The sequence below is a fragment of the Streptomyces sp. C genome (genome assembly GCF_000158895.1).
Taxonomy (GTDB): domain Bacteria; phylum Actinomycetota; class Actinomycetes; order Streptomycetales; family Streptomycetaceae; genus Streptomyces; species Streptomyces racemochromogenes.
In genome coordinates this window covers 1,916,649-1,942,153 of sequence record NZ_GG657750.1, presented here as the reverse complement: position 1 = coordinate 1,942,153, position 25,505 = coordinate 1,916,649, and the positions used below count along the sequence as shown (strand labels likewise).

Genomic DNA, 25,505 nt, shown 5'->3' with positions numbered 1-25,505 from the left:
AGAACGACCGGAGCGGCTTTGCCGTTCCCTTACCCTCGGCGGTATTTTCAGCAGGATCTTGCGAGGAACCTCGGGCGTTCACGCCCGGGAGGGCATCCTTGGATCGGAGGCGCGAAGCGCCGGAGTTCGTTCCGTTTCTGTCGGAACGGGCGTTGTCAGTGGGGCCTGTTACGTTGCCCGTATGAAGATCGTGGCGCAGGTGAAGCTGATGCCGGAGGCCGACCAGGCCGCCGCGCTGCGTTCCACCCTGCGCACGGTCAACGAGTCCGCGTGCTGGGTGTCGGCGGTGGCGTTCGAGCGCGGTGTCCCGCGTGAGTACGAGCTGCGCAAGCACACCTATGCTGAGCTGAAGGCGCGGGGTCTCGGGGCGCAAACAGCGCAGCACGTCATCAAGAAGACGCGCGACGCGTACGCGACACTCAGGGCCAACATCAGGGCCGGGAACCTGGGCAGGCCGGGATCGAAGCGCCGCCGCAAGGCGGAGTCGAAGCCGATCGCGTTCCGGCCCGAGGCCGCGCAGCCGTATGACGACCGGTGCCTGTCCTGGCAGTACGACCAGCAGACGGTTTCGATCTGGACCACCGCCGGGCGGCTCAAGAAGGTCCGTTTCGCGTGTTCGCCGGATGCGCTCAGGATGCTGCGCGAGCACCGCAAGGGCGAGTCGGACCTGATGGAACGCGACGGCTTGTTCTACCTGATCGCCACGATCGACCTGCCCGAGCCTGAGGTGTTCGAGCCGGACGGGTTCCTCGGTGTCGATCTCGGCATTGCCCACATCGCCACCACCTCGACGGGCTACCGGGCTGCCGGACGGGGCTTGAACCGGCATCGCAAGCGGCAGCTCGACCTGCGGAAGAAGTTGCAGGCCAAGGGCACCAAGTCCGCGAAGCGGCTGCTCAAGAAGCGCTCCCGCAAGGAAGCCCGGCACGCCGCCAACGTCAACCACATCGTCTCGAAGACCATCGTCACCACCGCTGAACGCACCGGACGCGGAATCGCCCTCGAAACTCTGACGGGCATCCGCGACCGGGTACGGCACCGTAAGGACCAGCGGACCACACTGCACTCGTGGAGCTTCCACCAGCTCGCTTCTTTCGTGGAGTACAAGGCGAAGCGGGCCGGGGTACCGCTGGTGTACGTCGATCCGGCGTACACCAGCCAGCAGTGCTCCGAGTGCGGCCACATCGACCGGAAGAACCGGATCGATCAGGCAACGTTCGCGTGCCGGTCCTGCGGGGCCCTCATGCACGCGGACGACAACGCGTCCCACAACATCGGCCGCAAGGGCGAGACCGTGTGGATTGCGGGGCGTGAGTCACGCGTCCCTGCCACCCCGTAGGGGTGACTGGACGGAGGAGACCACGCGGCAGCCAGCCGCGCCCTACCTCCAAGCCCGGGTCCTTTCAGGGCCGGGTCAAGTTGACCGCCGGTTGCGGGGGTGGTAGCGGGCGGTGCGCTCGTTGCCGAACTTGTAGGAGCCGGTCCAGCGGGCCATCACCAGCTGCGCGTCACCGGACCCGACCTCGGCCAGGAACTTGTCGGCCCGGGCACCCCGCAGGGTGCCCGCGGCCCGGCCCCGGTGCGTGATGCGGACGGTGCGGTCGCTGAGCACCTCGTACGTGAACCCCTGCGGCTTCGGCATGGAGCGCAGCCTGCCCCGCCGGGAGGCGGGGCGGCAACGGAATTACGCGGTGCCGGTCACGCGGCGCGGCAGGCCCAGCGGGTTGGCCTCGCGCAGCTCCGGCGGGAGCAGCGCGTCGGGCACCGACTGGTAGGCCACCGGGCGCAGCCACCGCTCGATCGCGGTGCCGCCGACGGAGGTGGAGTGCGAGGTGGCCGCCGGGTACGGGCCGCCGTGGTGCTGGGCCGGGGCCACCGCGACGCCGGTCGGCCAGCCGTTCACCACGATCCGCCCCGCCAGCCCCGTGACCTGCGCGATCAGCGCGGCGGCCGGTCCGGGCGCGCCCTCGGTCTCGGCCCGCGAGAGCTGCAGGGTGGCGCTCAGGTTCCCGCCGAGCCGGTCCAGGACCGCGGCGGCCTCGCCCTGGCCGGCGTACCGGACGACGACGGTGACGGGCCCGAAGCACTCCTCCAGGAGCACCCCGTGGGCGCCGCCCTCCAGCAGGGTGGCCGCCGACACGCTCAGGAAGCCGGCGCCGACGGCGTGCTCGCCGCCGGGACCGGGGGTGACGGGCGCGGTGACCCCGGGGAGGGCGGCCCGTTCCCGGACGCCGGCCAGGAAGTTCTCCCGCATCCGGTGGTCGAGCAGGACCCCGGGGCCGGTCTCGCCCAGGGACTTGGCGAGCGCGCCGGTGAGCCGGTCGCCGTCGGGCCCCTCGGGGACCAGGACCAGGCCGGGCTTGACGCAGAACTGGCCCACGCCGAGGGTGACCGAGCCCGCGAGCCCGGAGCCGATCTCCTCGGCGCGCTCGGCGGCGGCCGCCGGGGTGACGACGACGGGGTTGAGGGAGCCGAGCTCGCCGTGGAAGGGGATCGGCACCGGTCGGGCTGCGGCCGCGTCGAACAGCGCCCGGCCGCCCCGGATGGACCCGGTGAACCCGGCGGCGGACACCAGGGGGTGGCGGACCAGCTCCACGCCGGCGTCGAAGCCGTGGAGGACGGTGACCAGTTCGGCCGGCAGCCCGCACGCCACCGCGGCCCGGCGCAGCAGGGAGGCGCACAGCTCGGAGGTGGCCGGGTGGTCGGGGTGGGCCTTGACCACCACTGGGCAGCCCGCGGCCAGCGCGCTCGCGGTGTCGCCGCCGGGCACGGAGAAGGCCAGCGGGAAGTTGGAGGCGGCGTAGACGGCGACCACGCCCAGCGGCACCTTGTAGCGGCGCAGTTCGGGGCGCGGCGGACTGAGGGAGGGGTCGGCCCGGTCGATCCGGATGTCGAGGTGGGAGCCCTCCTCGACGGCGTCGGCGAAGGCGCGCAGCTGGCCGGTGGTGCGGGCCAGCTCGCCGGTGAGGCGGCCGGAGCCCAGCGCGGTCTCGGCGTCGGCGGCCTCCACCACGTCCTGCCCGGCCCCGTCGAGGAGCTCGGCGGCGGTGCGCAGGAAACGGGCCCGCAGGGCCGCGTCCGCCAGCGCCCCGCGGGCCCCGTGGGCCGCGCGTACGGCCCGGTCCACGTCCTCGGGTGTGGCTTCCGCCGCAACCTCTTCGAGCTGCTTCCCGGTGCGGGGGTCCACACTCCAGACTGGTGTCCCTGCCATGGCCCGCTACCTCCTGGACCGTTCAGTATTCTGAACGCCGTTCCGGTGGATGAATGATCACTTCTGCTGCGGACTCTATTTCCGCGTCCACCGGGTGACAAGGGGCGATCAGAGCCGACCAGAGGGGAAGAGGCGTATGACGACAGCGGAGACGGCCGGTCCGGCCGAACCGGGGGTCCCCGTGCCGGCGGCGCCGGTGAAGTCGGCGGTGCGCACCGTCCTGCTGCTGGAGCACTTCGCGGCACGGCCGGGCCTGCACAGCCTCGCCGACATCCAGAACGACCTCTCCCTGCCCAAGTCCAGCCTCTACATGCTGCTGCGCACGCTGGTGAACCTGGGCTGGGTGGAGACCGACGCCACCGGCACGCGGTACGGCATCGGCGTACGGGCGCTGCTGGTCGGGAGCTCGTACATCGACGGCGACGAGGTCGTCGCGGCGGCCCGGCCCACCCTGGACCGGCTCTCCGACGACACCACCGAGACCATCCACCTGGCACGGCTGGACGGGACGAGCGTGGTCTACCTCGCCACCCGCCAGTCCCAGCACTACCTGCGGCCCTTCACCCGGGTGGGGCGGAGGCTCCCCGTCCACTCCACGGCCCTCGGCAAGGCGCTGCTGGCCTCGCACACCGACGAGGAGGTGCGCGCGCTGCTGCCGAAGCGGCTGGAGGCGGTCACGGAGCACACCATCACCGACCGGGAGCAGCTGGTGGAGGAGCTCGCGCTGGTCCGGGAGCAGGGGTACGCGGTGGACCGGGAGGAGAACACGCTCGGCCTGCGCTGCTTCGGCGTGGCCATCCCGTACCGGACGCCGGCCCGCGACGCGGTGAGCTGCTCGGTGCCGGTGGCACGGCTGACGGAGGACCACGAACGGGCCATCAAGGCGGCGCTGTTCGAGGCGCGGGACCGGCTGTCGGTCGTGACCCGGCGCATGTGAGACCCCCGCCGGGGTGCCGCCTCGGTGACCCGGCGCACCCCGCCGGGGTACCGCCTCCCCCGTGCGGGGGAGGCGGTTCACCTTCGCGGGGGAGGCGGAGGGGGGTCTGCGCGGGCGACCGTGGGGACATGACGACGACACGAGCAGTCCACGCGATCCACCCGACCGGAACCACCGGCGCCACGGGCATCCCCTCCCCCCGTCTCGGGACGGGGCGGCGGGTCCTGCGGGCCGTCGGGCTGGCGGCCACCGTCCCGTACCTGACGCTCAAGGCGGCCTGGCTGGCCGGGAGCCACATCGGAATACCGGACGGCAGCGAGCTGCTGACGGGCAGTCTCCCGATCACCGTGGCCAACGCGGTGACGCTGGCCATGGACGCCACCGTCATCGTGCTCGTACTGGCGCTCACCAGGCCCTGGGGCAGACGGCTGCCGGGATGGCTGCTGACCGTCCCGGCGTACGTCGCCACCGGGCTGCTCGCCCCCATAGCCCTCGGGTTCCCGGCCCAGAGCCTCGTCAAGGCCCTGGGCATGGGCGCCGGCGAAGCCGTCAAGGCGGCCCGGGAACCCTTCCTCGACCCCTGGGTGTTCACCGTCGTCTACGGCGGTTTCATCCTCCAGGGGGTGGCCCTCGCCGGGCTGTTCGTCGCCTATGCGCGGGAGCGCTGGGGCGGGGCCGGGCAGGGCGCGTCGCAGCGGCGGCTCCCGTCTCCCACGGGGGTGGTGGCGGGAGCCGCCGCGCTGGCGGGCACCGCGGTGGGCGCGGCGTTCCTCTACTGGGCCTTCGGCGGGAGCGCGGGGCTGTCCGCCCAGCGGGTGGCGGCGTACTCGGCGGAGACGGGCGTGGTGTCGGCGGCGTACGGGCTGTGCGCGCTCGCCGCGGCGGTGGGCGCCGTGATGCTGGCCCGGGGCGGCGGGCGTGCGCGGCAGTGGCAGGCCGTCACCTGGATCGGCTCGGCGGCGATGCTGACCTGGGGCGCGTTCATGCTGGCCGCGCGCGTACGGGCTGGACTTCAGGCAGGGCGAACCGGCCACCACCGTGGACTGCCCTGACCTACGCCGGCCAGATGATCACCGGGCTGCTCGCGGGGGCGGTCCTCATACGCAGGCTCCCCGCCGGCCGGGCGCGCTGAGCGCGGCAGGCCGCCGGGGAGAGCGGCCCGGGGGGACACGGACCATGACGGGGAGGGGTACGGACGTGAGCGGCACGGGGGCGGCGCGCCGGCTGACCGGGGCGGCGCTGGGGGCACGGGCCCGGCTGCGCTGGGTGCACCTGATACTCGGCGGAGCCCTGCTGATGCCCTACTTCCTGCTCAGCCAGGTATGGGTCGGTATCGTGGCCGGCCGGGGCAACGTCCTGGCCTCCCCGACCCTGACCCTCGCCTCCTACGCCGCCGCGCTGCCCCTGGCCGCCGTGACCGGGCTGTTCGGGCTGGTGCGCCCGCTGTCGGTGACGGCCGTGCGGGCCATGTGCGGGGTCCCCGGGGACCTGTCGGCCGGCGGGCCGGCCCGCTCGTGGGGCTCCCGGTGGCGGGCCGCCGCCTGGTGGACCCTGCACCTGGGCGTCGGGGCGGTGATCAGCGGGATGACCCTCGCGGCCACGCCCATGGCGCTGGTGCTGATCCTCGTACCGTTCTCCGCCACCCTGCGCCGGGCACCCCTCGGGGCGGGCTGGTTCAGCAGCGGGGTGAACCCGTACGTCACCCCCTTCCTCGGGGTGGGGCTGCTGGTCCTGGTCGTCGTGAGCTCCGCGGCGGCGGGGGCACTGCTGGCCCGGCTGGCACCCGTGCTCCTCGGGCCGACCGCGGCGGACCGGCTGGCCGCCGCCGAGGAACGGGCCGCCGACCTCGCCGTCCGCAACCGGCTGGCCCGGGAGCTGCACGACGCCGTGGGGCACGCCCTGAGCGCCGTCACCCTCCAGGCGGGCGCGGCCCGGCGGGTGCTCGACCGCGACCCGGAGTTCGTGCGGGAGGCGCTCGCCGCGATCGAGGAGACCACCCGGCGCACCGTCGGCGAGCTCGACACGGTCCTCGGCCTGCTGCGCGACGGGGACCCCGCCCGGGCCGACGCCGCGCCGGCCCCGACCCTCGCGGCCGACCTCGACGGGCTGCTGGCCCGCACCCGCGCTGGCGGCACCACCGTCACCGCCAGCCAGGACCCCGGCCCGGTCGGCGACTGGGAGCAGCTCCCGGCCATCACCTCCCGCGAGGCCTACCGGATCGTCCAGGAGGGCCTGAGCAACGCCCTGCGGCACGGCCTGGGCCCCATCGCCCTGCACATCCGCGTCCACACACCCGACGGCCACCGCGAACTGGAGATCACCATGACCAACGCGCCCGCTCAGGACCCGCCCGCCCCCGACGGCGAGCGGCGGCGCACCACCGGGGGCCGCGGACTGCGCGGCGCCGCCGAGCGGGCCGCCCTGCTCGGCGGCCGCGTCGAGGCCGGCCCCCACGAGGGCCGGTGGCGGCTGCGCGCGGTCCTCCCGCTCGGCTCCGCGGCCACCCCGGCCGGCGCGGCCGGCGGAGCCGGGCGATGAGCCGGCCGCCGCTGCGCGTCGTCGTCGCCGACGACGAGCGGATGGTCCGCACCGCACTGCGGGTCATCCTCGACGCGGAACCCGACATGGAGGTCGTCGGCGAGGCGGCCACGGGCGCCGAGGCCGTCGCCCTGGTCCGCTCGCTGACCCCCGACGTGGTGCTGATGGACGTCCGCATGCCGCAGATCGACGGCCTCGGGGCCACCGGGCAGATCCTGCGCTCCATGCCCGACCCGCCCCGGATCGTGGTCGTCACCACCTTCGAGAACGACTCCTACGTCTACGACGCGCTGCGCGCGGGCGCCTCCGGGTTCCTCCTCAAGCGGGCCGACCCCGACGAGCTGATCGGCGCGGTCCGCCTCGTCGCCCGGGGGGACTCGCTGCTCTTCCCCGCGGCGGTCCGTGCCCTGGCCGCCGCCCACACGGCGGCCGCCGAGCCCCCGGCACCCGCCTGGGCGGCGCGGCTCACCGACCGGGAGGCCGACGTGCTGCGCCTGATGGCCACCGGACTGTCCAACCAGGAGATGAGCGAGCACCTCGGCGTGGGCCCGCAGACGGTCAAGACCCATGTGGCCGCCGTCCTCGCCAAGACCGGCTCCCGCGACCGCACCCAGGCCGTGATCGCCGCCTACGAGGGGGGCTTCATCATGAAGAAAGGCTGAGAACCCGGCCACAATCGGGGCAGAGCGGAACGGCCCGGGCCGCTGGTACGTCCTTCTGGGGGATGAACAAGACGATCAGGCGTGCGTCGGTCTTCTGTCTGCTTCTGGTGCTGGCCCTCATGGTGCGGGTCACCTGGGTGCAGGCGTACCAAGGCCAGGCCCTCGCAGACGACAAGAACAACCGGCGCAATCTCATCGGGCAGTACGAGAACCCGCTGGGGAACATCATCGTGGGCGGTGAGTCGATCACCGGCTCCACGCAGACGGGCGGCAAGGACTTCGGGTACAAGCGGACCTACGTGGACGGCCCGCTCTACGCCCCGATCACCGGCTACAGCTCCCAGGCCTACGGCACGACGATGCTGGAGGGCGTCTACAAGAACGTCCTCAACGGCTCGGACACCCGGCTGAAGACGGTGATGGACATGCTCACCAACAAGCGGGCCGACCCGGGCAACGTCCTCACCACCCTCGACAAGGGCGTGCAGAAGGCCGCCTACGACGCCCTGGGCGGCAAGCAGGGCGCGGCCGTGGCCCTCGACCCGGCGACCGGCGAGATCCTGGCCGTGGTCAACAACCCGTCCTACGACCCGGGCCGCATCACGGGCGCCAACGACAAGGCCGCCTGGGACGAGCTGTCCGCCGACAAGGGCAAGGCCATGGAGAACGTGGCACTGCGCAAGCCGCAGGCGCCCGGCTCCACGTTCAAGCTGGTCACCCTCGCGGCGGCCATCGAGAACGGACTGGTGACGAGCATCGACACGCCGACGGGCGTGCAGGGCGCGTACACGATCCCCGGAACCCGCACCAAGCTGCCCAGCGAGGCGGGCGACGAGGCCTGCAACAACGTCTCGGCCCGCACCGCCCTGAAGCTGTCCTGCAACAACGTCTTCGCGGACCTCGCCTCCAAGCTCGGCCAGGACAAGATGCGGGCGATGGCGGAGAAGCTCGGCTTCAACACGCAGATCGACACCCCGGTCCGCACCAACCCGCCGAGCAAGTACCCCACGAAGAAGCTGTCGGTCGACCAGGTCGCGCAGACGGGTATCGGCCAGTTCGACGTGCAGGCCACCCCGCTCCAGATGGCCATGGTGACCGCCGCGATCGAGAACGGCGGCAAACTGGTCGCCCCGCACATGGTCTCCGAGGTGACCGACGCCGACGGCAACGTGCTGGAGGACTTCAAGGACCCGAAGACCGAGCAGGTGATGAGCCCGAAGACGGCCTCCATGCTCCAGGACGCCATGCGCACGGTGGCCACCGACGGCGGCGGCAAGCCCGCCCAGGTCGCGGGCGCCGAGGTGGGCGGCAAGACCGGGACGGCCCAGCGCGGCGTCAACAACAACATCCCGCCGCTGGCCTGGTTCACCTCGTACGCGAAGGCGGGCGGCAAGCAGATCGCCGTCGCCGTGATGATCGAGAACTCGGACACCGACCGTTCCGAGATCGGCGGCGGCAAGCTGGCCGCGCCGATCGCCCAGAAGATGATGGCGGCGTGGCTGAAGAAGTAGCCGCCGAACGCCGGGGGCGGCGCCCCGGGAACCGACATGGTTCCCGGGGCGTTCCCCTTCCCGTGATCCGGACCGCGCTCGCCAGCGACCTCGACGCCATCGCCGCCCTGCACACCAGGGCCAGGGCCACGTACTACCGGGGCCGCGTCCCCGAGGAGGCCTACGCGGGTGAGACCGAGGCGGCGCGCGCCCGCGAGGGCTGGGAGCGGGCGGTGGCCCGGCCTGCGGCACAGGGCCAGGTGCTGTGCGCCGAGCGGGACGGCCGGGTCACCGGGGTGGCGGCCTTCCTGACCGCCGACGGCGTGACCACCCTCACCCAGCTCCACGTGGACCCCGACCAGTGGCGCCGGGGCACCGGAGCCGCCCTGCACGCGGCCTGCCTCGCCGCCTGGCGGCGGGCCGGAATCGAGCGGGTCCGCCTGGAGGTCTACGAGCACAACCTGCGCGCCCAGGCCTTCTACGCCTCCCACGGCTGGCGCCCCGACCCGGCCGGCACCCCCGCGGGCTCCCATCGCACGCTCTGGCTGGAGGTCGGCCCGGCGTCCGGGGAATGAGACGGGGCCCCGGATGGTTGAACTGGAAACCGTTCAGTCACACCCGGAGAGAAGAAGGAACATGCGCGTCGAGATCTGGTCCGATATCGCCTGCCCCTGGTGCTATATCGGAAAGGCCCGTTTCGCCAAGGGCCTGGCCGAGTTCGCGCACCGCGACGAGGTGGAAGTCGTCTTCCGGTCCTTCGAGCTCGACCCCAACGGCCCCAAGGGCGTGACCGCCCCCGTGCTGGAGATGCTCGCCCGCAAGTACGGACGCACCCTCGACGAGGCCCGCGCGATGGAGGAGCACGTCGCCGCCAGCGCCCGCGCGGAGGGACTGGAGTACCGCACCGACGGCCGTGACCACGGCAACACCTTCGACATCCACCGCCTGCTGCACCTGGCCGCTGCCCGCGGCCGGCAGGAGCAGCTCCTCGACCTCGCCTTCCGGGCCAACTTCGCCGAGGAGCGGTCCGTCTTCGACCCCGAGGTGCTGCTCGCCCTGGCCGTCGAGGCCGGACTGGACGAGACCGAGGCCCGCGAGGTCCTCGCCGACGACTCCGCCTACGCGGACCGGGTGCGGGCCGACGAGCGAGAGGCGGCCGAACTGGGCGCCAACGCCGTGCCGTTCTTCGTCCTCGACCGGCGCTACGGCATCTCCGGCGGCCAGCCCGCAGAGGTCTTCACCCGGGCCCTGGAGCAGGCCTGGGCCGGGCGCGAGGCCGTGGAGACGGCCCCCGACGCCGAGGCCTGCGAGCCCGACGGCGCCTGCGCCGTCCCCCAGGGCTGACCGCCCCTCCCGCATCCGGGGTGCCCGCGCTGACCCGCCCGAGCACCCTCATATAAGTCCTGCTTGGAGCTCACACGCAAAAACAGGCAATGGACTTTCAGGCGGCGTCGGCGCAGAGTGGACGGCATGGATCTTCCGCTCTCCCACCTGTCCCGCGTGTGCGCCGCCGAGTTCGCGCACTCCACCACCTACCTCAACACCGCCGGCGCCGGAGTGCTCCCGAAGGCCTCCATCGCCGCGGTACGGGAGCTGGCCGAGGCGGCGGGCGCCGGACTGCCCGCCGGGGCGGGCGACTTCGACGTCGTCGAGCGGGTGCGGGCCGCCTTCGCCCGGCTGGTCTCGACCGACCCGCGGCGCGTCGCCGTCGGCTCGTCCGTCGCCGTCCACGTCGGGCTGATCGCGGCTTCCCTGCCCCCCGGCGCAGAAATCCTGTTCCCCGAGCGGGACTTCGCCTCCGTCATGAACCCCTTCGTGCTCCGCGGCGACCTCAAGGTCCGCTTCGCCCCGCTGGAATCCCTCGCCGAAGCCGTCCGCCCCGACACCGCCCTCGTCGCCCTCAGCGCCGTCCAGTCCGCCGACGGCCGGACAGCGGACCTCGCCGCCGTCCGTACGGCGACCGCCGCGCACGGGGCGCGGATGCTCGTGGACGCCACCCAGGCCGCCGGCTGGCTGCCCTTCGACGCCTCGCCGTACGAGTACACCGTCACCGGCGGCTACAAGTGGCTGCTCGGCGGCCGCGGCGCGTCGTACCTGACGGTCTCGGAGGAGGCCCAGCCGGGACTGACCCCGCTGCACGCCGGCTGGGTGGCGGCCGAGTCCAAGTGGGACGCCGTCTACGGCCCCATGCGGCAACTGGCCGGGGACGCCCGCCGCTTCGACGAGTCCGCCGCCTTCCTCCCGTACCACGCTGCCGAGCCCTCACTGGCGCTGCTGGAGCGCGTCGGCATCGACGCCGTCCACGCCCACGACACCGCCCTCGCCGCCCGCTACCGGGAAGGGCTGGCCCGCCTCGGCCACGAGCCCGTCCCCGGCGACGCCCCCATCGTGTCGGTACCGGGCCTGGCCCACCGCCAGCCCGGCCTGGGGGCCGCCGGGATCCACACCTCCGCCCGCGACGGCGCCCTGCGGGCCTCCTTCCACCTCTACAACACCGAGGCGGACGTGGACCGCCTGCTGGACGCGCTGACCGGCTGACCGGCTGACCGGCGCCGGCGGACGCGCATCCGCCGACCGCCCTCCGGACGCGCCCGCCGCCCCGCGGTCCCGTCCGGCGGGCCGCGGTCACGTCCGGCGGGCCCGGAGCTACGCCCAGGCCCCCGAAGCCGCGCCCGGGCTCGCCCGAGCCGCGCCCAGGCCGCCGAAGCCGCGCCCGGGCTCGCCCGAGCTACGCCCAGGCCGCCGAAGCCGCGGCCAGCGCCGGCGCCGGATCGGCGTCCAGGGCCCGCGCCAGCGCCCCCAGCGCGGCCCCGACCGCCTCCGGCGACGCGGCCGGGCCGTAGTGGTTGACCCGGACCATCTCCCCCGCCAGCGCCCCGCCGCCCGCCGCGAGCGGGGCCGCCGGATCCACCGCCACCGCCTTCGCCACCACCAGCGAGGCGTCCGCGACCCGCAGCGTGGTCGCCACCGGAGCGGCCTGCGCCGGGTCGCCCACCCACGCGGCGACACCGAGCGCCGCCGCGCCCGCCCGGGTGGCCCGGGCGGCCGCGGCGTGCCGCCCCAGCACGCGCGCCGGCCCCTCGGCCGCGATCCGGTCCAGGCACGCCTCCAGCGCCAGCATCTCCAGCTGCGCGGGCGCGTGCAGCAGCGCCTTGCGGCCACCGTCGATCCAGCGTTCCTTCCAGTCCAGCAGCGACAGGTACGAGCGGCGCGGCGCCGCCGGGTTGGCCGCGAACCGCTCCCAGGCCCGGTCGCTCACCGACACCGCCGAGACCCCCGCCGGGCCGCCCATCGCCTTCTGCGCCCCGATCACGCACAGGTCCACGCCCCACGCGTCCGGCAGCAGCGGCTCCGCACCCACCGAGGCCACCGCGTCCAGCATGAACAGCGCCCCGTGCGCCCGTACCGCCTCACCGATCTCCGCGACCGGATTCGTGTTGCCGGTGGCCGCCTCCGCGTGCACCAGCGACACGAAGTCGATCTCCGGGTGCTCCGCCAGCGCACGCGCCACCTGCTCACCGCTGACGGCCGTGTCGAAGGGCACCGCCAGGTCCACCACGTTCGCCCCGGCGTCCCGCAGCCAGTTGCCGAAAGTGGTCCCGTACGGCCCGGTGACGACGTTCAGCGCCGTCGAACCCGGCCGCGCCCCCGAGCGGATGCACCCCTCCAGCGGCAGCAGCGCCTCGCCCTGGGTGACCACCACGTCGTGCCGGGTGTCCAGCAGCCGCGCCACCCCCCGCTCGATCGACGCGAAGCGCTCGGCGGTCAGCGGCGGCAGGTCCAGCAGGGGGTGGGTCACGGCGGTGCTCTCTTCGTCCGGGGTTACCGGCCGAGCCTACCCAGCACGCACGTACAGTGCGGACATGAGTGATCACAACGGTGTGCTCCATGTGAAGGGACGCGTACTCGTCGGGCCCCACGAGGTGCGCGACGAACTGTGGGTCGTCGGCGGACGGATCTCCTACGAGCGGCCGACCGCCGCCCGCGAGGTCACCACGGTCACCGGATGGGCCCTGCCCGGCCTGGTCGACGCGCACTGCCACGTGGGCCTCGACGCCCACGGCCCGGTCGACGCCCCCACCGCCGAGGCGCAGGCCCTCACCGACCGGGACGCCGGCACGCTCCTCGTCCGCGATGCCGGATCCCCCTCCGACACCCGCTGGATCGACGACCGCGACGACCTCCCGAAGATCATCCGGGCGGGCCGGCACATCGCCCGCACCCGCCGCTACATCCGCAACTACGCCCACGAGATCGAACCGCCGCAGCTCGTCGAGTACGTCGCCCGGGAGGCCCGGCGCGGCGACGGCTGGGTCAAGCTCGTCGGCGACTGGATCGACCGTGACGCCGGCGACCTGACGGCGTGCTGGCCGCGCGCCGAGGTCGAGGCGGCCATCGCCGAGGCGCACCGTCTGGGCGCCCGGGTCACCGCGCACTGCTTCGCCGAGGACTCGCTGCGGGACCTCGTCGAGGCGGGCATCGACTGCATCGAGCACGCCACCGGGCTCACCGAGGACACCATCCCGCTCTTCGCGGAGCGCGGCGTGGCGATCGTCCCGACCCTCGTCAACATCGCCACGTTCCCGAAGCTGGCGGCGGGCGGCGACGCCAAGTTCCCCCGCTGGTCGGCGCACATGCGCCGGCTCCACGAGCGGCGCTACGACACCGTCCGGGCGGCCTGGGACGCGGGCATCCAGGTGTACGTCGGCACGGACGCCGGCGGCTCCCTGCCGCACGGCCTGGTCGCCGCCGAGGTCGCGGAGCTCGTGAAGGCCGGCATCCCGCCGCTGGACGCCCTCTCGGCGACGGCCTGGGCGGCCCGCGCATGGCTCGGCCGCCCCGGCCTCACCGAAGGCGCCCCGGCCGACCTCGTCGTCTACGCCACCGACCCGCGGGCCGACGTACGGGCCCTCGCACAGCCGGACCGGGTCATCGTCAACGGGGTGGTCCGGGCCTAGGACCTGTCTCCCCGATCCGCGCAGATCTGGTTCGCGCGATTCGCGCGGTTCGACTGCTCGGTGGCAGGGTGCAGTCATGGATCAAGCAGAGGTATTGCTCATCGGAGGGCGCGCCGGCGTCGGCAAGACGACGGTGGGGTGGGAGGTCTCAGCGCGTCTGCGCGCCGCGATGGTTGCTCACTGCGTCATCGAAGGTGACTTCATGGGGCAGGCACATCCTGCTCCGGAGGGGGACCCCCGCCGCAAGAAGATCGCCGAGCGCAATCTGACGGCGCTCTGGTCGAACTACGCCGAGCTCGGGTACCACCGCTTGATCTACACGCACACTGTCAGCGTTCTGGCCGAGAACGAGGGCATGTTCCGGCGCGCCATGGGTGCGAACGTCAGGATCGTACGGGTGGTGCTCACCGCGTCCGATGCCACCACCCGGGAGCGGCTGACGGGTCGGGAACTGGGCTCGGAGCTGGAGCACGAGCTGAAGAGCAGCGCCCGTAAGGCGCGAATTCTGGATGAGCAGACACCCCTGGACACGGTGCGAGTCGCGACCGACGGACGTTCCGTGGTCGACATAGCGCGCGAAGTGGTCGGCGCTACCAGCTGGCTTCCCGACACCTCTGGTTAGGTTCCCCGCCGCTCGGTTTCGGGGCCCTGGGTCTTCCCGGGCCGTTTCGCGGGACGCGGATGCCTGCCATGACGCCCTCGAAGGCCGGTGCGTCTGGGCTCGGCCTGGCGCCCCCTTTTGGATGGGGCGTCACAAATCGAAAACACGCGTGGAATCCACCCTTTGGGGTGAACTCACGTCGGGTCGCTGACCGTTCACTCCCCGTGCGCAAGGATTCGAACGTCGAAGCCGTCGGCGCGCGCGATGTCCCCCATTGGCCCCCCGGCGGCACCCAACTCCCCGGGGGTTCCACCATCTTGAACAGCAACACCTTCCGCATGCCCGCGGCCGTTCTGCTCGCCACGGGGGCGGTAGCCCTGCTCGCCGCGCCGCCCGCCCTCGCCACGGGCGGCGGCGCCGGGAGCGAGGGAACGTCCGGAGCCGTCGTCCTGCGGGCCGGACTGGACGTGGGCATGCTCAACAAGGCCGTCCACGTCCCGCTGAAGACCACCCTCAACGAGGTCACCGCCCCCGCCACCGCCGAGAAGACGGCCCTCACCGTCACCCTCGACGGCGCCGAACAGGGACAGCCCGTCAGCGTCCTGAAGGCCGACGTCGCCACCGCCAAGGCCACCGCCGACAAGAACACCGCCCAGGCCGAATCGAACCTCGCCCACGCCAAGGTCCACGTCCCCGGCCTGCCCCGGCTCTCCCTCATCGAGGTCGAGAAGGTCACCTCCAAGGCCGTCTGCGAAGCCGGCAAGAAGCCCGTCGCCACCTCGAACGTCCTCGGCACCGTCACCGCCCTCGGCAAGAAGGTCACCGTCACCGCCGGCGGCCCCGCCACCAAGATCGACGTCCCCGGCGTCGGATCCGTCTCCCTGGAACTCTCCGGCACGCAGACCACCTCCACCACAGCCGCCGCGGCCGCGCTGCGCCTGAAGGTGTCGGTCAACCCGCTGGACCTGAACGTGGCCCAGGTCGACGGCGAGGTCGTCCTGGCCGAAGCCCACTGCGAAGCCCCCAAGGGCACCAAGCCGGAGGCCAAGCCCGACACGAAGCCCGACAGCAAGCCCGACAGCAAGCCCGACGTCAAGCCGCAGACGGCGGCGCAGACCACGAACACGAAGCAGACCACCGCACAGGCGAACCTCGCCGAGACCGGCGCCGGTTCGGTCACCCCGTACGTCGCGGGCGGCGCCATCCTCCTGCTCGCCGTCGGCGCGGGCGCCCTCGTCGTGACCCGGCGCGGCAGGACCCGGTAACCGCCCGCCCCCTCAGCGGGTGGCGCGCTCCAGCCCCTGACCGGCGGCCCCGCGCGAGGTGACGGCCGCCGTGACCTCCTTGTCGACCTTCGCGTAGTCGGCACGGTCCGGCGTACAGGAGGCACAGACGACCCGGAACGGCGGCTTCATGTCCGAGAACTGCGTCAGGTACTCGGCCTTCACCACCTCCCAGCGGCCACTGTCCTTCGCCGACGGGGCGAAGGTGAACCGGGGGATCGAGGACATGTTGCCCCGCGCCTTCTCCGGCTCGTAGAAGCTCGCGACCTGATCGCCCATGCCGAACACCACCCAGGTGCCGTTGATCTTCTCGTAGGGCTGCGGCACGTGGTTGTGCGTACCGAGGATCAGATCGATGTCGGGCAGGCCGTCCGCCCCCCGCGAGGCGGTCAGCGCCTGCGCCAGGTCCTTCTGCTGCTGGTCGGGCGCCGTCTGCCACTCGGTGCCCCAGTGGATGCTGAGGAGCACGACGTTCGCGCCGGCCGCCCGGGCCGCGCGGGCGTCGGCGACGATCCGGGCCTGGTCGATCAGGTTGACGGCCCACGGCTTGCCCGCCGGGACCGGTATGCCGTTCGTCCCGTACGTGTAGTCCAGCTGGGCGACCTTCGCGCCGCCGGCCGAGAGCAGGGCCGGTGCTTTGGCCTCCTCGGCGCTGCGCGCCGAACCGACGTGCTTCAGGCCGACCCGGTCGAGGTGGTCGAGGGTGCGGGTGAGGCCGTCGTAGCCGTCGTCGAGGGTGTGGTTCGAAGCGGTGGAACAGCTGTCGTACCCGGCGTCCTTGAGGGCGTCGGCCAGCTGGTGCGGGGCCTTGAAGGCGGGATAGCCGGTGTAGGGGCCGCCGGGCCGGCCGTACGGTATCTCGTGGTGGCATATCGCCAGATCGGCGGCGGAAACGATGGGCTTGACGCCCGCGAGTATCTTCCGGAAGTCGTACTCGCCGGCCTTGCCGCCGGCGTCGTCCGCCGCGCGCTGGATGATCGACGGGTACGGAATGATGTCGCCGGTCGCCACCAGCGTGAACGGCGTCCCGGCCGGAGCGGCCTTCCCGGTCCCCGGCTTCCCCTGCAACCGCTGCTCGGCGGCACCCTCGACCCCGTCCCCCAGCACCCGGGGCACGGCATACACGCCCCCGCCGACCAAGGCCAGCGCCGCCACCCCGATCCCCACGCGCGCCGCCGTCCTCATGCCCTGCCCCCTGTGTCTCGTAGCTCCGGCCATGCTAGGCGCGCCGCCGGCGCCCCGCGCCCCGCGCCCCGCGCCCGGAGGGCGGGGGGCTTGTGGTGCGGGCCCGCTATCTCCCCCTCGACCCCGTGGGGTGGGGCGGGGGTTGCCCACCCGCCTCCCTGGGTGCGGGCCGGTGGTTCGGGGAGCGGGATCCCCTCGGACGGTCTCAGAGAAGCGTGGGGGCTTCCCGTCAGTCCCATCGTCCTTCCGGTTCGTGCCGGCCTGTCAAGGGCGCTCCTTCGTCGCGTCGCTTCGCGATGTCGCTTCGCTCCACCCTTGACAGACCGACCCGCCCCGGAAAGCCGAAAGACTGCCGGGAAACCCCCAAAGAAACGGCACGGTCCATGGTGGAGGGACGGGCGTCTCAGCGATGAGACGAGGGGCCGGGGGCCGGCTCGCCGGGCATCCGGGCCCCCAAGAGTCGAGATCCGGAGCCGGTGCGCGACTACCCGCACGAGAGGGCGAACAGAGCAGCCCAGGAAGCCCCCAGACGCGACAGATCGCTACGCGCTCCTCATTTCTTGGCGTCCGGCGACCGCCTGGGGCTGCTACCCGCACCAGAGGGCGAACAGAGCAGCCACAGGAGCCGGTGGGCGCGACGGATCGCTACGCGCTTCTCTGATCTCGGCGGCCGGCGGCCGTCCTGGGCTGATATTCGCACCGATCGCCCGTTGCATCACTCCGGGGGCCGGCTGTACCTCTCCAGGGTCGCCTTGGACGTGGATCGGTCCACCAGACGCAGTTCCCAGGGGCCCGTGTTCACGTCGAAGTCCTTGCCGAAGCCGACCCACTTGCCGGCCATGCGTCGTCCGGTCGGCTCGACGAGGAGTTGGATGGCCCCGTGGTAGCGGGCCCCGTTGTAGTAGCCGTCTGCGGCGGTCTGCTCGACCCAGGTACCCGTGACCACGTTGCGGTCGACGGTGAGGTCCAGCGTGAGCGGGCTGTCCGGGTGGCTGCTCGCCCCGGGCAGACTCTGGACGGTCAGCCGGTTCCCGTGCTGGACGATCACCACGTAGTGCTTGCCCTCGTAAGCGTCGCCCCGGCTCGAGGAGAAGAACTCGTAGCGGCTGAGCCACACCCCCGAAAAGGTCTCGTCACCTGTCTGCGCGCCCACAGCGGCAGACGCGACACCGGTTGCGCTGGTCTCCATGTCATGTCCTCCCTTCCCGTCTGCGTGGACTCGTGCCATCGGTACCGGCAGAGCGAATCCCAGCGCCTCGACCGGCCGGCCGGTAACCCGCTCCAACGCCCTGGCGTACACGCCCCGAGGCGTCTTGCTCGTGCCGGATTCCCAGCGCTGCACCAGCCGCTTGGAAGCCTCGTTCGGTTCCCCCAGTTCGACACCTGCCCGGCGGAGGGCCTTGGCGAAGTCGTCCTGGCTTAAGCGCAGGCCGATACGCACGGCCCGCAGCACATCGTTCGGCACCACGGCGGTCGTCGTCATGGCTCAACGCTAGACCCAACAGTCTTGAAATGACACCGGTTTGACGCCTCAGTGGGCGTCATTGACGTCTCAGTGATTGACGCCTGGGAGACGCCCGGAACGTCGTCGCTCTGCCCGGCCGACGGGCGGGAACATCGCTTCACCAACCGGATCGGGCAGAGGAAGGCAAGCGATGACCATGACCGTGCGGGTGTCTCACGACTCCGGCCAGACGTTCGGCTCTGAGGTGATCTACCCCAGCAGCAGCGCCGAGAAGCCGTTGACCCCCATGGACTCTGCTGCCTGGCCGCCCTGCGGGTGCCCCCAATGCTCCTCACAGACCAGGAAGGCACAGACGTGACGATCACCGACACGGCGAAGACCGTGTACGACCTCATCACCCCGGAACTTCGGACCGACCTCATCACCATGGTCCGCGAGGACTCCTGGCCGGAGATGACCGACGACGAGGGCGAACGCGGCGTCGATCAGATGGCGGCCTTCCTCGCCGTCGCCGCGAACAGCACGCAGAAGGCGACCCCGAGCCTGCGGGTGGACCTCTTCTGGCACGCGTTCGTCCTCCACACCAAGCCCTACGCCGACTTCCGCGAAGCGGTCGCCGGCCGGTTCATCCGGACCGCAACAGCGGCCACAACCCGACCGAGGGCCGAACGGCGATGCGGCGGACGGCCGACATGATCCGTGACAACGGCTTCGAAACCGATCCCGAGTTCTGGCCCGCCGACAACGCTGCCGACTGCAGCCAGTCCTACGCCGGATGCGGCGACAGCCCCGTCGCGAAGTAGCCCCACTGCCTCAGCCGCCCGGTATCGTGCCGGGCGGCTGTCGCCATGAACGAGAACGGACACGTGATGACTGACGCTCGTAGCGCCGCATGGGACACCTACTCACAGAGCAAGCCCCAACGACGGCTGGCCAACGCCAAGGGCGAGACCACGTGGTTCAACTGGACTCAGTACCCGGACCACGGACCCGGGGCGGACGTGCTCAACCTCAACCCCGGAGACACCGCACTCGACCTCGGCTGCGGGTCCGCAGGAAACACCGCGCACCTCGCCACGCTCGGTATGAAGGCCGTAGGTGTCGATCTCTCCGCCCGCCAACTCGACAAGGCACACGACCGATGGCCTGGCACGGACGGCATGGAACTCCACCAGGCTGACGCACTCACCTACCTCGGCGGCACGTTCACGATCTTCGACGCGATCTACAGCGTGTTCGGTGCCGCCTGGTTCACCGACCCCGGCCTGCTGCTGCCGATCGTCCACGCCAACCTCAAACCCGGTGGAGTGTTCGCGTTCTCCCACCGGCCTCCGATCACGGGCTGTTACGGCTGCCAGGCTTCCTACATCCCGCGCGGGCCCGAGGAAGACCCCGCCGTCGTCAAACGGTGGGACTTCGAACCCGATGTGTGGGCGCTGATCCTCAAGGAACACGGCTACACCGACGTGTCAGCCTCCGTAATTGCCCCTCCCTCCGGGAGCCGGCGCACAGGCACCTTGCTCGTCCGAGCCGTCCACGGAGGCTAGAAACCCGCTGCCACGTCAGGACCCCCGAAAGCCGCCGGCCGCCGAGATCCGAGGAGCGCGTAGCGATCTGTCGCGCCCGTCCGCTGCCTGGGATGCTCTGTTCGTCCTCTGGTGCGGGTATCAGCTCAAGGCGGTCGTCGGACGCTGAGATTTGAGGAGCGCGTAGCGATCTGCTGCGCCTGGGGGCTCCGCAGGTCGCTCTGGTCAACCTCTCGTGCGGGTAGTCGCACACCTGGTCCGGACTCGCGACTCTTGAGGGCCCGGATGCCTGGCGGGCCGGCGCCCGGCCCCTCGTCTCATCGCTGATACGGCCGTCCCTGCTCCTCTGGACCGTGCCGTTTCTTTGGGGGTTTCCCGGCAGTCTTTCGGCTTTCCGGTTCGGGTCGGTCGGTCAAGGGTCGCCGAAGGCGATCGCGTAGCGACGCGACGAAGGAGCGCCCTTGAGGGACCGGCCCGAACCGGAAGGACGATGGGACTGACGGGAAGCCCCCACGCTTCTGTGAGACCGCCCGAGGGGGTACCGCCCCCCACCCCCGGCCCGCAGACGGGGAGACGGGTGGGCAACCCCCGCCCCAGCCCCCACCCCCTCGAGGGGGAGATAGCCGGCCCGCGCCGAAACCCCCCTACCGCCCCCCCAGCGCCAGCGCGTGGTCCAGGGCCTGGAGGAGGCGGCCCGTTGTGGCTCGGTCGCGGACCGCCAGGCGGAGCCAGTCGGGGTCCAGGCCCGGGAAGGTGTCGCCCCGGCGCACCGCGAAGCTCAGGGCGCGCAGGCGGGTGCGTACGTCCGCCGCGCCCGGGATGCGGACCAGGACGAACGGGCCCTCGGCGACGCCCGACACCGTGACCTCCTCGAACTCCGCCAGCCCCGCCAGCAGGTGCTCCCGGTCCACCGCGATCCGCCGTGCGGCGGCCTCCGCCTCCGCCAGTGCCGGGGGCGAGACGCAGGCCTCCGCCGCCACCAGGGCCGGCGTCGACACCGGCCACAGCGGCTGCGCGGCGGCCAGCTTCGCGATGACCTCCGGTTCGGCCAGCACGTACCCGATGCGCAGCCCCGCCAGCCCCCACGTTTTCGTCAGGCTCCGCAACACCACCAGCCCGGGTACGTCCATCCGCCCCGCCAGTGCCTCCCGCTCGCCCGGGACGGCGTCCATGAACGCCTCGTCCACCACCAGGGTCCGCCCGGGCCGGGCCAGTGCCGTCAGGACACCGGCCGGGTGCAGGACCGACGTCGGGTTGGTGGGGTTGCCGACCACCACCAGGTCGGCCTCCTCCGGCACCGCCGCCGGGTCCAGCCGGAAGCCGTCCTCGGGGCGCAGCAGGACCCGTTCCACCCGGTGCCCGGCGTCCCGGAGGGCCGCCTCCGGCTCGGTGAACTGCGGGTGCACCACGACCGGCCGTACGGCCCCCAGGGCCCGCGCGATCAGTACGAACGCCTCCGCCGCGCCCGCCGTCAGCAGCACCCGCTCGACCGGCAGCCCGTGCCGGGCCGCCACCGCGGCGCGCGCCGCCCGTCCGTCGGGGTAGGCCGCCAGGTCGCCCAGGCAGGCCGCGATCCGCTCCTTGAGCCACTCCGGCGGCGTGTCGGAGCGTACGTTCACCGCCAGGTCGATCAGGGCGGCGCCCGCGTCCGCGACCTCCGCGTCGCCGTGGTGGCGCAGGTCGTGCTCCTCGGCGGTGGCGACCGCGCACGTCGCCGCCACCGACCGCCGCTTCGGCACGAGGAGTTCCCCGCCGCCCGCCAGGGCCGCCGCCTCCGCCACCGAAGCCGTGCCGGAGGCGGCCCGTACCGACGCCGAGGGGTGCGGTACGGGGATCAGCGCGAGGCGTTCCGCCGGATAGCCGACCAGCGGTACGCCGAAACGTTCCGCCGCCCCCGCGATGCCCGGCTCCCCGGTCTTCGACTCCACCGTGGCCAGCGCCGTCACCGCCCCGGTGGCCAGCCCGGCCCCCCGCAGCGTCTCCTCGACCAGCGCGCAGACCTCCTCGACGGAGACCCCCGCACGCCCGCCGACCCCGACCACCAGCCGCGTCACGTACTCGCCCACCGGGATACCTCCTCCGTCCCTCGTCCGTCTGTCTTCGTCAACACGCTGCCGCCCGCCACCCGCGCGCGGAAGTGCGCACCCGGCCGCCAGTCGGTATTCAGGGGCACATGGCGGTGATCGTGGCGTTGGGCGCGTTCCTCATGACGCTGGCGGGCGGCTGGACGGCGCAACGCGTCACCGACCGCCGCCACCTGGTGCTCGGCCTGGCCGGCGGGCTGATGCTCGGCGTGGTCGGCCTCGACCTGCTCCCGGAGGCCATGCACGCCGCCGGCCAGGAGGTGTTCGGCGTCCCGCTGGCCCTGCTGCTCTTCGTCGGCGGCTTCCTCGTCGCCCACGTGGTGGAGCGCCTGCTCGCCGTACGCCAGGCCGCGCACGGCGCCGCGGACGACGGCGGCCACGGCCACGGCGGGCGCGACGGGCACGGCCACGGCGGGCGCGACGGGCACGGCCACGGCGGCGGACGCGTCCCGCAGGTCGGTCTCACCGCGGCCGCCGCGATGGTCGGCCACAGCGTCGCCGACGGAGTGGCCCTCGGCGCCGCCTTCCAGGTCGGCGGCGGCATGGGCGTGGCCGTGGCGCTGGCCGTCATCACCCACGACTTCGCCGACGGGTTCAACACGTACACGCTCACCCGCCTCTACGGGAACGCCCGCCGCAAGGCCCTGCTGATGCTCTTCGCGGACGCCGTGGCCCCGGTCGTCGGCGCCGCGTCCACCCTGCTGTTCACCCTTCCGGAGGAACCCCTCGGGGCGTACCTCGGGTTCTTCGGCGGGGCCCTGCTGTACCTGGCCGCCGCCGAGATCCTCCCCGAGGCGCACCACGAGCACCCCGCCCTGTCCACGCTGATGTGCACGGTGGGCGGGGTGGCCGGGATCTGGCTCGTGGTCGGCCTCGCGGACTGACCCCCGGCCGGGGAGGCCGGTCACCGGTGCGCTGCCGCGGCTTCCGCGAAGCGCCGGGCGACCGACGGCTGCGCCGCCCAGTGGGTGTGCAGGTAACTGGCGTGCACGCCCTGCCGTACGAAGCCCTCGACGCGGCGTTCGGGATGCGTGAAGCCCCACGCCGGCGCCGCTCCGGCGCCCGGCTCGACCACCGTCCGGTGGAACTCGTGCCCGCGCAGCCGCGTCCCGGCGGCGGCGAGCGAGCTGTCCGACACCGCGACGGCCTCGCGGTAGCCGAGGGTCAGCCGCTCCGACATCCGGGCGTCGGCGTCGAGCACCCCGCACATCGGCTTCCCGTCGAGGGACCGCGCCAGGTACAGCAGCCCGGCGCACTCGGCGGCCACCGGCCCGCCGGCCGCCGCGAAGTCCGCGACGGCCTTGCGCAGGGGCTCGTTCGCGGAGAGCTCCGGCGCGTACACCTCGGGGAAGCCGCCGCCTATCACGAGCCCGCTCGTGCCCTCGGGGAGCGCCTCGTCGTGGAGGGGGTCGAAGGTGACCACCTCCGCACCGGCGGCGCGCAGCAGCTCCGCGTGTTCGGCGTACGAGAACGTGAACGCGGGGCCGCCGGCCACGGCGACGACGGGACGCGGACGGGGCCCCCCGACGGGGGTGACGGCCTCCTCCGCGGACCACGGCTCGCACTCCAGCGCCGGAGCCGTCCGCGCCAGCGCCATCAGCGCGTCCAGGTCGCAGCCCGCCCGCACCTGCTCGGCCAGCGCCGCGACGGCGGCGACGGCGTCGGCCCGCCGCTCGGCCACCGGGACCAGGCCCAGGTGCCGGGACGGCGTCGCCACCTGCGGGGCCCGCCGCATGACGCCGAGGACCGGCATCCCGGCCTCCTCCAGCGCCTCCCGCAGCATCGCCTCGTGCCGGTCGGAGCCCACTTTGTTGAGGATCACCCCGCCGAGCCGCACCTGCGGGTCGAACGAGGCGAAGCCGTGCACCAGCGCCGCCACCGACCGGGACTGCGAGGAGGCGTCCACCACCAGCACCACCGGCGCCCGCAGCAGCTTCGCCACCTGTGCCGTCGAGGCCAGCTCGCCCCGTCCGGCGGCGCCGTCGTAGAGCCCCATCACGCCCTCGACCACGGCCAGGTCGCAGCCGGCCGCCCCGTGCGCGAACAGCGGCCCGACCAGCTCCGGCCCGCACATGAAGGCGTCGAGGTTGCGGCCCGGCCGGCCCGTGGCCAGCGCGTGGTAGCCGGGGTCGATGTAGTCGGGCCCGGCCTTGTGCGGGGACACGGCGAGGCCGCGCTCCGCGAAGGCCGCCATCAGGCCCGTCGCCACGGTGGTCTTGCCGCTGCCGGAGGACGGCGCGGCGATGACCAGCCGGGGCACGTTCACGGACGTCACCACTCGATGCCCTTCTGGCCCTTCTGGCCGGCGTCCATGGGGTGCTTGACCTTGGTCATCTCGGTGACCAGGTCCGCGAACTCCAGCAGCTTCTCGGGGGCGTTGCGGCCGGTGATGACCACGTGCTGGGTGCCGGGCCGGTCGCGCAGCACCTCGATGACCTCGTCCACGTCGATCCAGCCCCAGTGCATGGGGTACGCGAACTCGTCGAGCACGTACAGCTTGTGCGTCTCGGCGGCCAGGTCGCGCTTGACCTGCTCCCAGCCCTCCTTGGCGGCCTGCTCGTTGTCGAGCTGGGCGTCCCGCTGGACCCAGGACCAGCCCTCGCCCATCTTGTGCCAGACGACGGACCCGCCCTCGCCGGAGGCGCCCAGCACCTTCAGCGCGTTCTCCTCGCCGACCTTCCACTTCGCCGACTTGACGAACTGGAACACCCCGATCGGCCAGCCCTGGTTCCAGGCGCGCAGCGCCAGGCCGAACGCGGCCGTCGACTTGCCCTTGCCCGGCCCGGTGTGCACGAAGACGAGCGGGCGGTTGCGGCGCTGGCGCGTCGTGAGCCCGTCGTCCGGAACGACGGTCGGCTGTCCCTGCGGCATTAGGCGGCCCTCCTGGGGATGCTGTTCAGTGACGCCGTGTGGGTCACTGCGGTACGTACGTTCTTCACGAGCCCGGCCAGCGAGTCGGCCCGCAGCCCGTCGAGGGTCACGGCGTGCGCGCCCAGATCGGCGGCCAGTGCTCCCGCGAGCCCCAGCCGGACCGGCCCGGACTCGCAGTCCACGACCACCGACGCGATGCCGTCGGCGGCCAGCAGCCGGGCGCTGCGCCCCGACAGCTCGCGCGGGTCGCCGCCGACGGACCCGGCCGAGGTGGCCCGGCCGTCGGTGACGACGACCAGCAGCGGGCGGCGCGAGGGGTCCCGCAGCCGCTCGATCCGCAGCACCTCGCGGGCCTTGAGCAGGCCCGGGCCGAGGGGGGTGCGGCCGCCGGTGGGCAGCTTCTCCAGCCGGGCGGCGGCCGCGTCCACCGAGGAGGTGGGCGGCAGCGCCAGTTCGGCGTCCGCGCCGCGGAAGGTGATCAGGCCGACCTTGTCCCGGCGCTGGTAGGCGTCCAGGAGCAGGGAGAGCACCGCGCCCTTGACGGCGCTCATCCGCTGCCGGGCGGCCATCGAGCCGGAGGCGTCGACGCAGAACAGCACGAGGTTGCCCTCGCGGCCCTCCCGGGTGGCCTGGCGCAGGTCGTCCCGGCGCACGACGAGGCCGCGGCCGGCGCGACCGCGCGCCTTCTGGTGCG

At 73.1% G+C, this 25,505-nt stretch carries 24 protein-coding genes; 15 read left to right on the top strand and 9 right to left on the bottom strand.

Features of this window, described 5'->3' with window-relative positions:
* Nucleotides 1-181 precede the first annotated feature (181 nt).
* Nucleotides 182-1,339, top strand: a complete 1,158-nt coding sequence (locus SSNG_RS08560) for an RNA-guided endonuclease TnpB family protein (protein ID WP_007263417.1) — start codon at nt 182-184, stop codon at nt 1,337-1,339.
* Between the two features lie 75 nt (nt 1,340-1,414).
* On the opposite strand, the gene SSNG_RS08555 is transcribed toward SSNG_RS08560, so the two are convergent.
* Both SSNG_RS08555 and SSNG_RS08550 read right to left on the bottom strand, forming a co-directional pair.
* Nucleotides 1,415-1,642, bottom strand: a complete 228-nt coding sequence (locus SSNG_RS08555) for a hypothetical protein (protein WP_007263416.1) — start codon at nt 1,640-1,642, stop codon at nt 1,415-1,417.
* A gap of 42 nt (nt 1,643-1,684) precedes the next feature.
* A complete protein-coding gene (locus SSNG_RS08550) occupies nt 1,685-3,211 on the bottom strand; it encodes an aldehyde dehydrogenase (NADP(+)) (RefSeq protein WP_007263415.1) in 1,527 nt (508 codons plus the stop codon).
* A gap of 136 nt (nt 3,212-3,347) precedes the next feature.
* Here SSNG_RS08550 and SSNG_RS08545 point away from each other — a divergent pair, with 136 nt between their 5' ends.
* The 8 genes from SSNG_RS08545 (at nt 3,348) to SSNG_RS08510 (ending at nt 11,376) form a co-directional block, all read left to right on the top strand.
* Complete coding sequence (locus SSNG_RS08545) at nt 3,348-4,148, top strand: IclR family transcriptional regulator (protein ID WP_007263414.1); 801 nt, start codon at nt 3,348-3,350, stop codon at nt 4,146-4,148.
* A 128-nt stretch (nt 4,149-4,276) separates the two neighbouring features.
* Nucleotides 4,277-5,200 (top strand): hypothetical protein, encoded by a 924-nt coding sequence (locus SSNG_RS08540; protein WP_241695010.1) that lies wholly within the window; start codon nt 4,277-4,279, stop codon nt 5,198-5,200.
* 145 nt (nt 5,201-5,345) lie between these two features.
* On the top strand, nt 5,346-6,686 hold the full coding sequence (locus tag SSNG_RS08535; protein ID WP_241695009.1) for a histidine kinase: 1,341 nt from the start codon (nt 5,346-5,348) through the stop codon (nt 6,684-6,686).
* Nucleotides 6,683-7,348 carry a response regulator transcription factor gene (locus SSNG_RS08530; protein WP_007263411.1) on the top strand — a complete coding sequence of 222 codons (666 nt, stop codon included), beginning with the start codon at nt 6,683-6,685 and terminating at the stop codon, nt 7,346-7,348. The genes SSNG_RS08535 and SSNG_RS08530 overlap by 4 nt, the downstream gene beginning before the upstream one ends.
* A gap of 62 nt (nt 7,349-7,410) precedes the next feature.
* Nucleotides 7,411-8,859 (top strand): penicillin-binding transpeptidase domain-containing protein, encoded by a 1,449-nt coding sequence (locus tag SSNG_RS08525; protein WP_007263410.1) that lies wholly within the window; start codon nt 7,411-7,413, stop codon nt 8,857-8,859.
* The gene (locus SSNG_RS08520; RefSeq protein ID WP_007263409.1) at nt 8,844-9,413 is read left to right on the top strand and encodes a GNAT family N-acetyltransferase; all 570 of its coding nucleotides are present in this window, start codon (nt 8,844-8,846) and stop codon (nt 9,411-9,413) included. The genes SSNG_RS08525 and SSNG_RS08520 overlap by 16 nt, the downstream gene beginning before the upstream one ends.
* A gap of 61 nt (nt 9,414-9,474) precedes the next feature.
* Nucleotides 9,475-10,182, top strand: a complete 708-nt coding sequence (locus tag SSNG_RS08515) for a DsbA family oxidoreductase (RefSeq protein WP_007263408.1) — start codon at nt 9,475-9,477, stop codon at nt 10,180-10,182.
* A gap of 126 nt (nt 10,183-10,308) precedes the next feature.
* Nucleotides 10,309-11,376 (top strand): aminotransferase class V-fold PLP-dependent enzyme, encoded by a 1,068-nt coding sequence (locus SSNG_RS08510; RefSeq protein WP_042803127.1) that lies wholly within the window; start codon nt 10,309-10,311, stop codon nt 11,374-11,376.
* Nucleotides 11,377-11,566: 190 nt separating this feature from the next.
* Here SSNG_RS08510 and SSNG_RS08505 read toward each other — a convergent pair whose 3' ends face one another.
* Nucleotides 11,567-12,637: an aminotransferase class V-fold PLP-dependent enzyme gene (locus tag SSNG_RS08505; RefSeq protein WP_007263406.1), complete on the bottom strand. Its 1,071-nt coding sequence runs from the start codon at nt 12,635-12,637 to the stop codon at nt 11,567-11,569.
* A 64-nt stretch (nt 12,638-12,701) separates the two neighbouring features.
* Here SSNG_RS08505 and SSNG_RS08500 point away from each other — a divergent pair, with 64 nt between their 5' ends.
* The 3 genes from SSNG_RS08500 to SSNG_RS08490 all read left to right on the top strand — a co-directional run bounded on the left by SSNG_RS08500 (nt 12,702) and on the right by SSNG_RS08490 (nt 15,662).
* Nucleotides 12,702-13,796 carry an amidohydrolase family protein gene (locus SSNG_RS08500; RefSeq protein WP_007263405.1) on the top strand — a complete coding sequence of 365 codons (1,095 nt, stop codon included), beginning with the start codon at nt 12,702-12,704 and terminating at the stop codon, nt 13,794-13,796.
* A 76-nt stretch (nt 13,797-13,872) separates the two neighbouring features.
* Entirely contained in the window at nt 13,873-14,418 is a 546-nt protein-coding gene (locus SSNG_RS08495; protein ID WP_007263404.1) for an AAA family ATPase, read from the top strand.
* Between the two features lie 296 nt (nt 14,419-14,714).
* Nucleotides 14,715-15,662: an SCO1860 family LAETG-anchored protein gene (locus tag SSNG_RS08490; protein WP_042803126.1), complete on the top strand. Its 948-nt coding sequence runs from the start codon at nt 14,715-14,717 to the stop codon at nt 15,660-15,662.
* Nucleotides 15,663-15,674: 12 nt separating this feature from the next.
* On the opposite strand, the gene SSNG_RS08485 is transcribed toward SSNG_RS08490, so the two are convergent.
* Together SSNG_RS08485 and SSNG_RS08480 are read right to left on the bottom strand one after the other, a co-directional pair.
* Entirely contained in the window at nt 15,675-16,865 is a 1,191-nt protein-coding gene (locus SSNG_RS08485) for a CapA family protein (RefSeq protein ID WP_128636897.1), read from the bottom strand.
* 715 nt (nt 16,866-17,580) lie between these two features.
* Nucleotides 17,581-18,348 (bottom strand): helix-turn-helix transcriptional regulator, encoded by a 768-nt coding sequence (locus SSNG_RS08480; RefSeq protein ID WP_007263401.1) that lies wholly within the window; start codon nt 18,346-18,348, stop codon nt 17,581-17,583.
* Between the two features lie 336 nt (nt 18,349-18,684).
* On the opposite strand from SSNG_RS08480, the gene SSNG_RS08475 reads away from it, so the two are divergent.
* A complete protein-coding gene (locus SSNG_RS08475; protein WP_241695008.1) occupies nt 18,685-19,026 on the top strand; it encodes a hypothetical protein in 342 nt (113 codons plus the stop codon).
* A gap of 173 nt (nt 19,027-19,199) precedes the next feature.
* Nucleotides 19,200-19,877 (top strand): class I SAM-dependent methyltransferase, encoded by a 678-nt coding sequence (locus SSNG_RS08470; RefSeq protein WP_007263398.1) that lies wholly within the window; start codon nt 19,200-19,202, stop codon nt 19,875-19,877.
* A 623-nt stretch (nt 19,878-20,500) separates the two neighbouring features.
* Here the strand turns inward: SSNG_RS08470 and cobC are convergent.
* On the bottom strand, nt 20,501-21,910 hold the full coding sequence (cobC, locus tag SSNG_RS08465) for an Rv2231c family pyridoxal phosphate-dependent protein CobC (protein ID WP_128637417.1): 1,410 nt from the start codon (nt 21,908-21,910) through the stop codon (nt 20,501-20,503).
* A gap of 119 nt (nt 21,911-22,029) precedes the next feature.
* Between cobC and SSNG_RS08460 the strand changes: the two genes are divergently transcribed.
* Nucleotides 22,030-22,824 carry a ZIP family metal transporter gene (locus tag SSNG_RS08460; protein ID WP_007263396.1) on the top strand — a complete coding sequence of 265 codons (795 nt, stop codon included), beginning with the start codon at nt 22,030-22,032 and terminating at the stop codon, nt 22,822-22,824.
* 20 nt (nt 22,825-22,844) lie between these two features.
* On the opposite strand, the gene SSNG_RS08455 is transcribed toward SSNG_RS08460, so the two are convergent.
* The 3 genes from SSNG_RS08455 to SSNG_RS08445 all read right to left on the bottom strand — a co-directional run.
* Complete coding sequence (locus SSNG_RS08455; RefSeq protein ID WP_042803123.1) at nt 22,845-24,206, bottom strand: cobyrinate a,c-diamide synthase; 1,362 nt, start codon at nt 24,204-24,206, stop codon at nt 22,845-22,847.
* 5 nt (nt 24,207-24,211) lie between these two features.
* On the bottom strand, nt 24,212-24,811 hold the full coding sequence (cobO, locus tag SSNG_RS08450) for a cob(I)yrinic acid a,c-diamide adenosyltransferase (RefSeq protein WP_007263394.1): 600 nt from the start codon (nt 24,809-24,811) through the stop codon (nt 24,212-24,214).
* Nucleotides 24,811-25,505: VWA domain-containing protein (locus SSNG_RS08445; RefSeq protein WP_128636896.1), on the bottom strand; the 695-nt coding region annotated here is incomplete at its 5' end. The genes cobO and SSNG_RS08445, both read right to left, overlap by 1 nt.